Here is a 12,669-nt window from a genome sequence, read left to right as displayed (position 1 = left end):
GTCGCCCTTTTTCGCCTTCGGTGGAAGAAGAAGGGCCGTGCTTCGACAGGCTCAGCACAAACGGGGTTAATAGCCCAGCGTCTGCAACTCACTGTCGACCTGCCCGGCATAGGCGCTGCCGAACAGGCGCAGGTGCACCAGTAGCGGCCACAGCCGGTAGAGCGGCTGGCGCCGTTCCCAGCCCTGGCGCAGGGCGAGACGGGCAAAGAAGTCGCGCGGCGGACGGTCGAACAGCGTCAGCATCGCGATGTCCACCTCGCGATCCCCATAATAGCAGGCCGGATCGATGAGCGCCGACACCCGGCCGCCGTCGAACAGGATGTTGCCGCCCCACAGATCGCCGTGCAGCAGCGAGGGCGGGGGATCGGCCGGCAGAAGACCGGCGATGTCGGCGACCAGCTTCTCCAGCCGGTCGCCCAGGGCGATGGAGACATGCGGGATATGGCAGGCGAGGCGGTGCTCGCTCCAGAAGGCGGCCCAGTCGGCGTGTTCTGCATTGGCGATCGCGACCGCGCCGAACGCATAATCGTCTGGCCAGCCATAGCGCTCGCCTTCGCTGGCATGGAGCGTGTCGAGCACGTCCGCCAGGCTTGCCCAGCCACCGCGTCCGCCGCCGCTCGGGCAGCGACTGATGATCAGGAGGTCGTCCTCGGCGTACAGTACCTCGGGCGCCGGCGCACCGCTGGCGCCGATCGCGCGGAGCATGCGGGCTTCCACTACCGCCGCGCCGCCTTGCTTGGCGATCACGTCCCGACCGTCATCGGTGCGGACCGCGTGGACCGAAGACAGGTCGCCGCCCGCCATCGGTGACAGCGTGACCGAGCCGCAGCCGAGCAGCGCCGCGATGCGCTGTGCCGTGTCCGCCATCAGCGGAAGCGCGCGACCAGCGCGCGGGCGGCGGCGCCGACGTCGTCCCAGGTCGCGTCGAACCCGTCGGCACCGCCATAATAGGGGTCGCGCACCGCCTGTCCCTCGCGGCCAGGCACGCAGTCGAGCAGCAGCGCGAGTTCGGCCGTTCCGGATTCGGGACGCAAGCGTTCGAGCACGTCGAGATTGTCGCTGTCGAGCGCGTAGATATGGGTGAAACGGTGGAAATCCTCGCGCTTCACCTGGCGCGCGCGGAGATTCGCGATGTCGATGCCGTGGCGCAACGCCACCGCCTGCGCACGGTCGTCGGGCGGCTCGCCGACATGCCAGCGCCCGGTCCCGGCGGAATCGATCGCGATCTCGAGACCGGCAGCCTCCGCCTCGGCGCGGAAAGCCGCCTCGGCGAGTGGCGAGCGGCAGATATTGCCGAGGCAGACGAACAGGATCGCGGCTTTGGTCATGGCTCGCGTCCTACTCCTGCGAAGGCCGGAGTCCAACGCGCCATCTATCCTGTACAAAGCCGCTCATGGTGAGCCGTTGCAGCGAGGAGCCGCGTTAAGCTCCTCCCTAAGCTCGCGGGGAGGGGGACCGCGGACCGCGTCAGGCCGAATACTCGGTCGTTAATCCCGGCGCCGCGCCAGCATCGCCAACGCCGCTGCGCCCGCCGCGAGTCCGATGCCGGCGCCCAGGGCCAGCTTGCGTCCGGTGCCGTTGCTGTCGCTCGTCGGGCGCAGCCGGTGAAACAGTCCCCGACGGTCGACCGCCTCGAACATTTCTTCCGGACCTTCGGGATCGAGAATCTCGTTGTCCGCCAGCCATTCCTCGATTCCGTTAAGGTCGGGCGTGCGATAGGGTCGCAGGTGCCGGCCCGGCCGGGCCAGGCTGTCGATCGTGGCGATCAGCGAGCCTGTTTCCGCCATTCGCGCGGCGACGATGTCGGGATCGCTGGCGGTGTGTTCGGCGATCAGGTCGAACGCGACCCGCGCCACGGCATCGCCGCAGTCGGCATTGGCCGGGCGGGTGGTGTCGATCGTCACGTCGCACTCGGTGTCCAGCCGCATCGAGCGATTGTTGAAGTTGGACGATCCGACGCGCAGGATCGCGCCGTCGACGACGGTGACCTTGGCGTGAATATAGATTTCCTCGCCCGCGGCATTTTCGGCGTGATAGACGCGGAAGCGACCGTGCTTGTCGTGCCGGCGCAAGGCTTCGATCAGGCGCGCCCGGGCGGTGTCCATGGCGATCGGCTCCAGCCAGCCTTCGGCATGGATCGGGTTGACGATCACGATTTCGGGACCATCCGGCTCGGCCAGCCGTCGCGCGATCGCTTCCGCCACCTTGCGCGACGCGAAATACTGGCTCTCGGCATAGATCCAGCGTTCGGCGCGGGCGATCAGGTCGCAATAGAGCTGCTCGATTTCGCGCACCGCCGGCTGATCGGGCATTTCCGGGTAGGAGCGCGATATCGCGACTTCGCAATCGGCGAAGGCGACGGGCAGTTGCTCGGGCCAGGAACTCTCCACCTCGGGCGGTGCGGAGAGCGCGCCGCCGCCCGCGCGTTCCCAGCGGTTGCGGCACAATTCGCCCAGCGCCTGGGCCACCGGACCGGTAAGCGCCGTCGTCGCATCGTGCCAGGGTCCGTACGGCGTGCCGCCCGGTTCCTTGCGGCGATCGTCGCCGGGCGTGTGATCGCGCGTGTCCCAGCGGTCGCCGGTCATGTCGATGCCGCCGCAAAAGGCGAAGCAATCGTCGATCACCACGATCTTCTGATGGTGCGAGGCGCCGGTGGGATGGAAGCTGTCGAGCTTCAGGTGGATGCGTTTGTGCCACCACCAGCGCACAATGGTCGCGATGGTGCGGCCGCGCAGCAGGCTCTTGAACGCGCCCGTGTCCCATCTGAGGATGTGCACGTGCAGGTCGGGATTGCGCGCGACGATCCAGTCGATGAACGCGCCGACCGTCACCGGCGCCGAATCCCGGTGACCATAGACCAGCTTGATCCGCGCGTCGAAGTCCCAGCCGATCAGCAGCAGTTGGTGCTTCGCCTCGCACATCGCATCGCGCACCAGGCGGAAATAATCCTCGGCGTCGACGACAACGGTCGCCCGGCTCGCACGTTCGATGCGCCAGCAATTGCGGCCGGGCTCCAGCGCGGGGGAGGGGGTTGCCACCGACGCTTCCCCTACAGGATTTCGCGGACTTTTTCGGGCGGGCGGCCGAGCCGGACGCCCTTTTCCGTTTCGACCAGCGGACGTTCGATCAGGATCGGATGCTCGGCCATCGCGTCGAGGATGGCGTCGTCATCGGCCGATTTCAGCCCGAGGTCCTTCGCGATCGCCTCGTTCGCGCGCAGCCCGTCGCGCGGAGGCATCCCGGCGCGTTCGTACAACGCGGCCAGGCGGTCGCGGCTGGGCGGCGTCTTCAGATATTCCACGACCTCGACCGGAACGTCCGCGGCCTCGAGCAGCTTCAGCGTCTCGCGCGATTTCGAACAGCGCGGGTTGTGGAAAATCGTCGCCTTCATTGCTGCGCCAGCCACTCCTCAAGCCATTTGATCGTGTAGTCGCCCTTCTGGAACTCGGCGTCGTCGAGAAGCGCCTGATGCAGCGGAATCGTCGTTTTGACGCCGTCGACCACGAACTCCTCGAGCGCGCGCCGGAGCCGCATCAGGCACCGCTCGCGCGTGGTGCCATAGACGATCAGCTTGGCGATCATGCTGTCGTAATATGGCGGCACCTTGTAGCCGGTGTACAGGCCGCTATCGACGCGGACATGCATGCCGCCGGGGGCGTGAAACTGCGTCACCGCGCCGGGCGAGGGCGCGAAGGTGCGCGGGTCCTCGGCATTGATGCGGCATTCGATGGCGTGGCCGTGGAACTGGACCTGATCCTGGGTGACCGACAGCCCCTTGCCTTCGGCAACGCGGATCTGTTCGCGCACCAGGTCGAGGCCGGTGATCGCCTCGGTAACCGGATGCTCGACCTGAAGCCGCGTGTTCATCTCGATGAAGTAGAACTCGCCGTCTTCCCACAGGAACTCGATCGTGCCGGCGCCGCGATAGCCCATTTCCGCCATCGCATTGGCGACGATCGCGCCCATCCGTTCGCGCTCGGCATGGCTGAGCACGGGCGAAGGGGCTTCCTCCAGCACCTTCTGGTGGCGGCGCTGCAGCGAACAGTCGCGCTCGCCGAGATGGACGGCATTGCCTTCGCCGTCGCCGAACACCTGAAATTCGATGTGGCGCGGGTTGCCGAGATATTTCTCCATATAGACGGTCGCATCGCCGAACGCCGCCTTCGCCTCGTTGCCCGCCTGGCGCATCAGGGTCTCGAGCTGGTCCTCGCCCGGCACCACCTTCATGCCGCGTCCGCCGCCGCCCGACGCCGCCTTGATCAGCACCGGATAACCGATCGTGTTGGCGACCTGCTTGGCCTCGTCAATGTCCGTCAGCGGCCCGTCGGAGCCGGGCACCAGCGGCAGGCCGAGATTGCCCGCGCTGCGCTTGGCCTCGACCTTGTCGCCCATGATGCGGATATGTTCGGGCTTGGGACCGACGAACAGGATGTCGTGGCTCTCGACGATCTCGGCGAACTTGGCGTTCTCGCTGAGGAAGCCGTAGCCGGGGTGGATCGCGTCGGCGGCCGAGATTTCGGCTGCGGCGATGATGTTGGGGATGTTGAGATAGCTGTCGGTCGCCGATGGCGGGCCGATGCAGATCGCCTCGTCGGCGAGTCGCACATGCATCGCGTCGGCATCGGCGGTCGAATGCACCGCCACCGTCTTGATGCCCATTTCATGGCAGGCGCGGTGGATGCGCAGCGCGATCTCGCCGCGGTTGGCGATCAGCAGTTTCTTGATCTCACGCATCGGCTTACTCGACGACGACGAGCGGCTGATCGAACTCGACCGGCTGGCCGTTCTCCACGAGGACCTGCTTGACGGTGCCGGCGGCGGGTGCGGCGATCGGGTTCATCACCTTCATCGCCTCGACGATCAGCAGCGTGTCGCCGGCCGCGACCTGCTGACCGATGGACACGAACGGCTTGGCACCCGGTTCGGCGGCGAGATAGGCGGTGCCGACCATCGGCGATTTGACGGCGTCCACGTCGCTTGTCGACGGGCCGACCGGATCGGCCGTGGGCGCCGCGGAGGCGGAAACCTGCGGCTGCGGCGCTGCCGGCATCGGCGGTGCCTGATGATATTGCGCGGCCGCCGCTGCGGCTTTGCGCGCGACGCGAACCTTGCGGTCGCCATCCTCGACCTCGATTTCGGTCAGTTGCGTGTCGTCGAGAACGCCCGCGAGCTGGCGGATCAGATCGATATCGATCTGCATTGCACCCGAATGATTCGTTTCTTCGGCCATATGCCCCTCAATCAATCAAGCGCGCCCTGTGTCAGATGCGCGCGGCAGCTTCAAGCGCGAGGATGTAGGAAAGCGCGCCGAAGCCCGCCACGGTTCCGCGTGCGGCACGGCCGACATAGCTGACATGCCGGAAGTCCTCGCGCGCATGCGGGTTGGAAAGATGTATCTCGATGACCGGCGTGGTTATCGCCTTCACCGCGTCGTGCAACGCCACGGAGGTGTGGGTATAGCCTCCGGGATTGAGGATCACCGCCTTAGCCCCCTGGGACTGCGCCTCGTGCAGCCAGTCGATCAGGTGGCCTTCATGGTTCGATTGCCGCATGTCGATCACGAGATCGAGTTCGCGCGCCCGGTCTTCCAGTTGTCCCGCGATGTCGTCGAGCGTGTCCGATCCGTAGATTTCCGGCTCGCGCAGGCCGAGTAGGTTAAGATTGGGTCCGTTGAGGACATAGATCGCGTCGGCCAATGCTGCATCCTCCTTGGTTGCGGGCGGCTTGCCGCCGTCCCTATATGCGGACCGGACGACAAAAGAAATCGCGACGCCTGCCTAGCCGTTTGCCCTGAGCTTGTCGAAGGGTTGCACTTCTATTGAAGAAGGACAGGGCTTCGACAGGCTCAGCCCCAACGGTCGAGGAAATATTGGTGCATAAGGACGGGACGGTCACCATCCGGGTCAATGGTGAGCACAAGCGCGTTACGGCGGGACTGACGCTTGCCGAGCTTGCGCGCGAGATGGGCCTGGTGCCCGAAAAGGTCGCGGTCGAACGCAACCTGGAGGTCGTGCCGCGCTCGACGCTGGGCGAGGTGATGGTCGAGGATGGCGACGAGCTGGAGATCGTGCACTTCGTCGGCGGCGGCGACCATGCGGTCGCTATCGAGGACACCTGGTCGGTCGCCGGCCACAGCTTCCGCTCCCGCCTGATCGTCGGCACCGGCAAGTACAAGGACTTCGAGCAGAATGCCGCCGCGGTCGAGGCGTCGGGCGCGGAGATCGTGACCGTCGCGGTGCGCCGGGTGAACGTCAGCGATCCGAAGGCGCCGATGCTGACCGACTATATCGACCCGAAAAAGGTCACCTATCTGCCCAACACCGCCGGCTGCTTCACCGGCGAGGAGGCGATCCGCACGCTCAGGCTGGCGCGCGAGGCGGGCGGCTGGGACCTTGTTAAGCTGGAGGTGCTGGGCGAGGCGAAGACGCTCTATCCCGACATGGTCGAGACGCTGCGGGCGACCGAGATCCTGGCCAAGGAAGGCTTCAAGCCGATGGTCTATTGCGTCGACGACCCGATCGCGGCGAAGCGGCTGGAGGATGCCGGCGCGGTGGCGATCATGCCGCTGGGCGCGCCGATCGGCTCTGGCCTCGGCATACAGAATCAGGTGACGATCCGGCTGATCGTGGAGGGCGCGAACGTACCCGTGCTGGTCGATGCGGGGGTGGGAACCGCATCCGATGCGGGCGTCGCGATGGAACTGGGTTGCGACGGCGTGCTGATGAATACCGCGATCGCCGAGGCGAAGGATTCGATCATGATGGCGCGGGCGATGAAGCTCGCGGTGGAGAGCGGCCGACTTTCCTATCGCGCCGGACGGATGGGCAAGCGCCGCTATGCCGATCCTTCAAGCCCGCTTTCGGGCTTGATCTGAGGGGAGAGCGCATGCCCCGGCGGCTGTCGCTGCTTTTCGGCATATTGGTGCTGGCGGGCTGTTCGCCCCAGCCGGCAGGGACGCAGGCTGATCGGGAACGCGCTGCCGATCGCGCGCAACCGTCGGGCAGCGAGTCCGTCGCAGCCGGCGCGGCCGCCGGAAGGGCGGAGATGCTGACCGCGGCGGACGGCGAGCGCGTTTTCGCCACTTATTATGCCGCCGACGATCCGAAAGCCATCATCCTCCTTTTTCACCAGGCGGGCGCGAGCAGGGCCGAATATGACACGATCGCGCCGCGGCTGGTTCGTGCCGGCTATTCGGCGCTGGCGATCGACCAGCGTTCGGGCGGCGCGATGTTCGGCGCCAACCGTACGGTGCGGGCTCGCGGCGGATCGGTCGACGCGTATCTGCAGACGATGCCGGATCTGGAAGCCGCCTTCGCCTGGGCGCAAGCCAGGAAACTGCCGGTCGTCCTGTGGGGCAGCAGCTATTCGGCTTCGCTGATATTCGTGCTGGCTGCCCGCCATCCGGGCGAAACCGCAGCCATCCTCTCCTTCTCTCCGGGCGAATATCTGGACGACGGCCATGCCATTCGCGACGCCGCGGCGAAGGTGACGGCGCCCAGCTTCATCACCGCCGCGAGCGATCCGGAAGAGATCGCAAAGGCCCGGGCGATCTTCGAGTCGCTGCCGGGCGACGACGACATTTTCTACGAACCCGAACACGGCGTGCATGGTTCGTCCACGCTTATCGCCGCCCGGGACCCGCAAGGCGCCGCGGCGAACTGGGAACCGGTGATACGTTTTCTGAAAACCACGTTGGGATGAGGTGCCGTTTGCGCCGAACCGCTTAAGCGTAGGGAACCTTTCGCTGTCATGGCCGTTTAATTTATTGTTGTTTTATAGCGGTTTGCTTCGGTGGACCACAAGGTGACGTAAAGGAGACGGAAGATGGGCGAACTGACCGACAAGATCAAAGGCAATGTCAACGAAGCCGCGGGCAAGGCCAAGCAGCAGAGCGACGACCCGGTGAAGCGCGACGAAGGTCGCGACCAGGAAGCGAAAGGCAAGGCCCAGCAGTTCGGCGGCAAGGTGAAGGGTGCCCTGGGCGACGACATCTAGGGCGCAATTGCCGACATGCCGAAAAAAGGGGCCGTGTGCGGGAAACCGTGCGCGGCCCTTTTTCTCGCGTCGCGAGTAGCGCTCCACACGGCGCCAACGCGCTCGATACCGCTCCGCTCGACGAAGGCTCGGATCAGGCGCCGGCAGTTGCTCGCAACCTGGTAATCGTGGTGGCGGGATTGATCGCCTCTATGTCGGTGCGGCAGTGGAGCATGCGCAGGCCGGTGCGCGATAGTGCCTGGTCCAGCGCCGGCCCGAAATCCTCGGTTCGCTCCACGGTCGCCGCCCAGCCGCCATAGGCCCGTGCAAGCGCCGCGAAATCAGGATTGCGCAGCGTCGTGCCGCTCAGGCGTGACGGATATTCGCGCTCCTGATGCATGCGGATGGTGCCGTAGCCGCCATTGTCGACGAGGATGACGAGCAGGTCGGCGTGGTGCTGCACGGCAGTCGCCAGTTCCTGGCCGTTCATCATGAAATCACCGTCGCCGGCCAGCGCGACCGCCGTCTTTCCCGGGCGGCGCAGCGCCGCCGCCACCGCTGCGGGCACGCCGTATCCCATCGCCCCCGCAGTGGGCGCGAGTTGCGTTCCGTAGCCGCCATAGCGCCAATAGCGGTGCCACCATGCGGAAAAGTTGCCCGCCCCGTTGCAGATGATGGTGTCTTCCGCCGACAGACAGTCGCGCATTACCGCCACGCACTGGCCGAGGTCGAGCGTCAGGCCTTCGCGGGGCTGCGGCGTGCTCCACGCCTGCCATTCGGCATGGGACTGCCTGCCGGCGTCGAAATCGAGCACGTCATGGTCCCACAGCGCGAGCGTTTCGGCGAATTCGCGCATATCGGCGCATATCGGCAGATCGGTGCGATAGACCCGGCCGAGTTCTTCCGGATCGGGATGGACGTGGACGAGGGTCTGGCCGGGATGATCCGGTGTGATGAGCGAATAGCCATCGGTCGTCGCCTCGCCCAATCGGGCGCCGACGGCGAGGACCAGGTCGGCGTTCTTCACCCGCTCCACCAGCTTCGGATTCGGGCCGTAGCCGAGATTGCCGGCATAAACGGGGCAATCGTTGGCGATCGCGTCCTGGCGACGGAACGCCGCCGCGACCGGCAGGCCGACCCGGGACGCGAACTCGGCGAAATAATGGCCGGCCGCCTGGTTCCACGCGGCTCCGCCGACGATGGCGACCGGACTCGACGCGTCCTTCAACAGCGCCAGCAGCGCTTCGACGGCTTCGGGATCGGGGGACTGTTCGAAGCGGGCAAGCGCGGGCCGATCGCTTGCCTCGACGGCATCGCGCAGCATGTCTTCGGGCAGCGCGATCACGACCGGACCGGGACGGCCCGATGTGGCGACATTCCAGGCGCGCGCGACATATTCGGGTATCCGCCGCGCGTCCTCGATCCGCGTGGCCCATTTCGCCAAGGGGGCGAACATCGCCGGAAAGTCGACTTCCTGAAACCCTTCGCGGTCGCGCATCGACCGGTCGACATCGCCGATGAACAGCAGCATCGGGATCGAATCCTGCATGGCGACATGGACGCCGATCGACGCATTGGTCGCGCCCGGTCCGCGCGTTACGAAGCACACGCCGGGCTGCCCGGTCAGGGCGCCGTCGGCACATGCCATGAACGCCGCGCCGCCTTCCTGCCGGCAGGTGACGAGATCGATGTCCGGCGTATCGTGCAGGGCGTCGAGCACGGCGAGAAAGCTTTCGCCCGGAACGTGGAAAATCCGGTCGCAGCCCTGGACCAGAAGGTTGTCGACCAGGACGCGGCCGCCGTTGCGTGGATCGGTCATGCACTGCGGTCTAGTGCCTGTCGGGCCGGAGAGAAAGGTCCGTCCTGGAAGCGCGCGTCCGGTGGCGGCATCGTGCTGTACCGGGTCCCAGGAACTCACGGCTCTCGCGAGTTGGGGAGCCATGTGTCCCTCGATTTGACATCGCCGGCGCAAAGTTGAAAGTCCGTTCAGGTCCGCTTGACCGACCCGCGAGCGTCCGCCTATCGCCCGTGCAACAGGAGAATCGGTGCATGAAAAAGCTGTATCCCAACGCCGAAGCCGCGCTGGAAGGCGTGTTGACGGACGGCATGATGATCTGCGCGGGCGGGTTCGGCCTGTGCGGGATTCCCGAGCGGCTGATTGATGCGATCCAGACCGCCGGAGTCAAGGATCTGACGATCGCCAGCAACAATGCCGGCATCGACAATGAGGGCCTCGGCAAGCTGCTGCGATCGCGCCAGGTCAGGAAGATGATCTCCTCCTATGTCGGCGAGAACAAGGAGTTCGAGCGGCAGTTCCTGAGCGGCGAGCTGGAGGTCGAGTTCTGTCCGCAAGGCACGCTGGCCGAACGTTGCCGCGCGGGCGGGGCGGGCATTCCCGGCTTTTACACCAAGACCGGTGTCGGCACGCAGGTTGCCGAAGGCAAGGAAGTGAAGGTCTTCGACGGCGAGGAATATATCCTCGAGCGCGGGATCGTCGCCGACCTGGCGATCATCAAGGGGTGGAAGGCGGACGAGGCGGGCAATCTGATCTTCCGCAAGACCGCGCGCAACTTCAACCAGCCGATGGCGACGGCGGGAAAGGTCTGCGTCGCCGAAGTCGAGGAAGTGGTGTCGGTGGGCGAACTCGACGCCGACGAAATCCACTTGCCGGGCATTTACGTGAACCGCCTGATCAACGGCGCGCCCTATGACAAGAAGATCGAGTTCCGCACCGTGCGCGAGCGGGAAACGGCGTGAAGCGGCTGTTCCTCGCCGCAGGGCTGTCGGCCTGGCTGAGCGGGTGCATCAGCGTTGCCGAGACGACGGCGCCCGCCGCGGCGCCCTCTCAGTCCGCGCCTTCGACCGCTGCCGAGGCCGGAGTGCCTGGCGGGATGCAGTATCTGTACGGCTCTGCCGAGGCGGCGGTCGTCACGCGCCAGAACTGGGATGCGCTGGTCGATCATGTCGGCGCGAAGGTACGGCAGCGGCCCGCCGACAGCGTGATATTGGCCGACGGTGCGACGCTGCAGGCGCCGCGCTATGTCCCGTGCGGCGGCAAGCCGTTCGCCGCGGTGTTCGACGTCGATGAGACCGTGCTGCTCAATTACGGCTTTGAAAGCTGGCAGGCGGCGGGCGGTGCCTACAGCCCCGAACGCTGGTCGGAGTGGGAGCGGACCGGGGCTGCGGACGTGGCCCCGACGCCGGGTGCGAAGGCCGCGCTCGACGCGCTGCGCGGCATGGGGGTGACGGTGATCTTCAACACCAACCGCCATGCCGGCAACGCCGCCGCTACTGCGCAGGCGATCGAGGGGGCGGGGCTCGGGCCGGCCGAGCACGGCACGACGCTGTTCCTGCAGGGCGACGATGACACCGGCGGGCACAAGGATGCGCGGCGCGCGCGCATCGCCTCGCGCTATTGCGTGCTGGCCCTGGGGGGCGACCAGCTCGGCGACATCAGCGATTTGTTCAACGCGATCGACGATGTGCGCGACCGTCGCGCCGCCATCGGCAGTCCCGCGATCGTCGGCAATTGGGGCGAGGGCTGGTTCCTGTTTCCGAACCCGGTTTACGGCCCGTCGATCAAGGGCGGCATGGACGACGTGTTCCCGGCCGACAAGCGCTGGGCGCCGGGCGGGGCGACTGCGGAGGCGGCGAATGGCTGAGGGCGAGCATCCCGGCGCCATTCCGCTGGAGGGTGGTGAAGCGCTCGGCCCGCAGGCGGCGGAGCTGATCCGTGCCTGGATCAACGAAGAGGGGCGCGCCAACGTCTGGGTCGCCGCCTTCCGGTTGGAGGATCCCAAGGTCTTCGGCTATTTCCTGTCGGACATCGCCCGCCACGGCGCCCGCGCCTATGCCACCACCTATGGGCTGACGGAGGATGAAGCGCTGCAGCAGATCGTCGACGGCCTGGGCGAGCAACTGCGCGAGCAATTTTCAACGATCACCACGATACAGGATGGGAGTCTCGACTGATGCCCTGGACCCGCGACGAGATGGCGGCGCGCGCCGCGAAGGAGCTGGAGGACGGATTCTATGTTAATCTGGGCATCGGAATCCCGACGCTGGTGGCGAACCATATCCCCGAAGGCGTGGAGGTGACGCTGCAGTCGGAAAACGGGATGCTCGGCATCGGGCCCTTTCCCTATCAGGGCGAAGAGGATCCCGACCTGATCAACGCCGGCAAGCAGACGGTGAGCGAACTGCCGCAGACGGTGTTCTTCGATTCCGCAACCAGCTTTGCGATGATCCGCGGCGGGCATATCGACCTGGCCGTGCTGGGTGCGATGGAGGTGGCCGAAAATGGCGACATCGCCAACTGGATGATCCCCGGCAAGATGATCAAGGGGATGGGCGGCGCAATGGACCTGGTCGCCGGCGTCAAGAAGATCATCGTGGTGATGGAGCATACGTCCAAGCACGGCGATCCGAAGTTCATCCCCGAATGCTCGCTGCCGCTTACGGGTACGAACGTGGTGGACATGATCGTCACCGACCTGTGCGTGTTCCAGCGCGCCGATCACGACAGCCCCTTCCGCCTGGTCGAGCTTGCGCCCGGCGTAACGGCCGAGGAGGTCGGGGAAAAGACGACGGCGGAATACGAGGTCGCGCTCGAGTCGGCATAGGCGGCGGACCAGACTGTGCTCCCGCCTTCGCGGGAGCACAGGGCAAGGTGGAGGTGTGAGGCTCTTGTTGAGC

Annotated in this window: 15 protein-coding genes; 7 read left to right on the top strand and 8 right to left on the bottom strand. The window is 66.2% G+C overall.

Annotation, left to right across the window (positions count from 1 at the left end):
- Nucleotides 1-66: 66 nt before the first annotated feature.
- The 7 genes from RPR59_RS11665 to aroQ all read right to left on the bottom strand — a co-directional run bounded on the left by RPR59_RS11665 (nucleotide 67) and on the right by aroQ (nucleotide 5,696).
- Nucleotides 67-867: a fructosamine kinase family protein gene (locus RPR59_RS11665; RefSeq protein WP_313914232.1), complete on the bottom strand. Its 801-nt coding sequence runs from the start codon at nucleotides 865-867 to the stop codon at nucleotides 67-69.
- Nucleotides 867-1,328, bottom strand: coding sequence for a low molecular weight protein-tyrosine-phosphatase (locus tag RPR59_RS11660; RefSeq protein ID WP_313914230.1), 462 nt, complete (start codon nucleotides 1,326-1,328; stop codon nucleotides 867-869). Before RPR59_RS11660 ends, RPR59_RS11665 begins: the two co-directional genes overlap by 1 nt.
- Before the next feature lie 159 nt (nucleotides 1,329-1,487).
- Nucleotides 1,488-3,038 carry a phospholipase D-like domain-containing protein gene (locus RPR59_RS11655; protein WP_313914228.1) on the bottom strand — a complete coding sequence of 517 codons (1,551 nt, stop codon included), beginning with the start codon at nucleotides 3,036-3,038 and terminating at the stop codon, nucleotides 1,488-1,490.
- 11 nt (nucleotides 3,039-3,049) lie between these two features.
- Nucleotides 3,050-3,391 carry an arsenate reductase (glutaredoxin) gene (gene arsC, locus RPR59_RS11650; RefSeq protein ID WP_313914225.1) on the bottom strand — a complete coding sequence of 114 codons (342 nt, stop codon included), beginning with the start codon at nucleotides 3,389-3,391 and terminating at the stop codon, nucleotides 3,050-3,052.
- The gene (gene accC, locus RPR59_RS11645) at nucleotides 3,388-4,734 is read right to left on the bottom strand and encodes an acetyl-CoA carboxylase biotin carboxylase subunit (RefSeq protein ID WP_313914223.1); all 1,347 of its coding nucleotides are present in this window, start codon (nucleotides 4,732-4,734) and stop codon (nucleotides 3,388-3,390) included. Before accC ends, arsC begins: the two co-directional genes overlap by 4 nt.
- A gap of 4 nt (nucleotides 4,735-4,738) precedes the next feature.
- Nucleotides 4,739-5,230 (bottom strand): acetyl-CoA carboxylase biotin carboxyl carrier protein, encoded by a 492-nt coding sequence (accB, locus tag RPR59_RS11640; protein WP_313914221.1) that lies wholly within the window; start codon nucleotides 5,228-5,230, stop codon nucleotides 4,739-4,741.
- Nucleotides 5,231-5,261: 31 nt separating this feature from the next.
- Nucleotides 5,262-5,696 (bottom strand): type II 3-dehydroquinate dehydratase, encoded by a 435-nt coding sequence (gene aroQ, locus RPR59_RS11635; protein ID WP_313914219.1) that lies wholly within the window; start codon nucleotides 5,694-5,696, stop codon nucleotides 5,262-5,264.
- Nucleotides 5,697-5,872: 176 nt separating this feature from the next.
- On the opposite strand from aroQ, the gene thiS reads away from it, so the two are divergent.
- The 3 genes from thiS (at nucleotide 5,873) to RPR59_RS11620 (ending at nucleotide 7,995) form a co-directional block, all read left to right on the top strand.
- The gene (thiS, locus tag RPR59_RS11630; RefSeq protein ID WP_313914218.1) at nucleotides 5,873-6,874 is read left to right on the top strand and encodes a sulfur carrier protein ThiS; all 1,002 of its coding nucleotides are present in this window, start codon (nucleotides 5,873-5,875) and stop codon (nucleotides 6,872-6,874) included.
- Between the two features lie 11 nt (nucleotides 6,875-6,885).
- Entirely contained in the window at nucleotides 6,886-7,701 is an 816-nt protein-coding gene (locus tag RPR59_RS11625; RefSeq protein ID WP_313914216.1) for an alpha/beta hydrolase, read from the top strand.
- Nucleotides 7,702-7,824: 123 nt separating this feature from the next.
- On the top strand, nucleotides 7,825-7,995 hold the full coding sequence (locus RPR59_RS11620; RefSeq protein WP_313914215.1) for a CsbD family protein: 171 nt from the start codon (nucleotides 7,825-7,827) through the stop codon (nucleotides 7,993-7,995).
- A 133-nt stretch (nucleotides 7,996-8,128) separates the two neighbouring features.
- Here the strand turns inward: RPR59_RS11620 and RPR59_RS11615 are convergent, their stop codons facing one another.
- On the bottom strand, nucleotides 8,129-9,793 hold the full coding sequence (locus tag RPR59_RS11615; RefSeq protein ID WP_313914213.1) for a thiamine pyrophosphate-binding protein: 1,665 nt from the start codon (nucleotides 9,791-9,793) through the stop codon (nucleotides 8,129-8,131).
- A 230-nt stretch (nucleotides 9,794-10,023) separates the two neighbouring features.
- Between RPR59_RS11615 and RPR59_RS11610 the strand changes: the two genes are divergently transcribed.
- The 4 genes from RPR59_RS11610 to RPR59_RS11595 are packed head-to-tail and all read left to right on the top strand — an operon-like array spanning nucleotide 10,024 to nucleotide 12,596.
- The gene (locus tag RPR59_RS11610; RefSeq protein ID WP_313914211.1) at nucleotides 10,024-10,731 is read left to right on the top strand and encodes a CoA transferase subunit A; all 708 of its coding nucleotides are present in this window, start codon (nucleotides 10,024-10,026) and stop codon (nucleotides 10,729-10,731) included.
- Nucleotides 10,728-11,636: an HAD family acid phosphatase gene (locus tag RPR59_RS11605; protein ID WP_432280262.1), complete on the top strand. Its 909-nt coding sequence runs from the start codon at nucleotides 10,728-10,730 to the stop codon at nucleotides 11,634-11,636. The genes RPR59_RS11610 and RPR59_RS11605 overlap by 4 nt, the downstream gene beginning before the upstream one ends.
- Nucleotides 11,629-11,946 (top strand): DUF5076 domain-containing protein, encoded by a 318-nt coding sequence (locus RPR59_RS11600; protein ID WP_313914209.1) that lies wholly within the window; start codon nucleotides 11,629-11,631, stop codon nucleotides 11,944-11,946. The genes RPR59_RS11605 and RPR59_RS11600 overlap by 8 nt, the downstream gene beginning before the upstream one ends.
- Nucleotides 11,946-12,596 carry a CoA transferase subunit B gene (locus tag RPR59_RS11595; RefSeq protein WP_313914207.1) on the top strand — a complete coding sequence of 217 codons (651 nt, stop codon included), beginning with the start codon at nucleotides 11,946-11,948 and terminating at the stop codon, nucleotides 12,594-12,596. Before RPR59_RS11600 ends, RPR59_RS11595 begins: the two co-directional genes overlap by 1 nt.
- The last annotated feature ends 73 nt before the right edge of the window (nucleotides 12,597-12,669 follow it).

This window comes from Stakelama saccharophila, from assembly GCF_032229225.1.
Classification (GTDB): Bacteria; Pseudomonadota; Alphaproteobacteria; order Sphingomonadales; family Sphingomonadaceae; genus Sphingomonas; species Sphingomonas saccharophila.
Note: the sequence above shows the minus strand (reverse complement) of the source record. Positions and strands in the feature narration are given on the sequence as shown.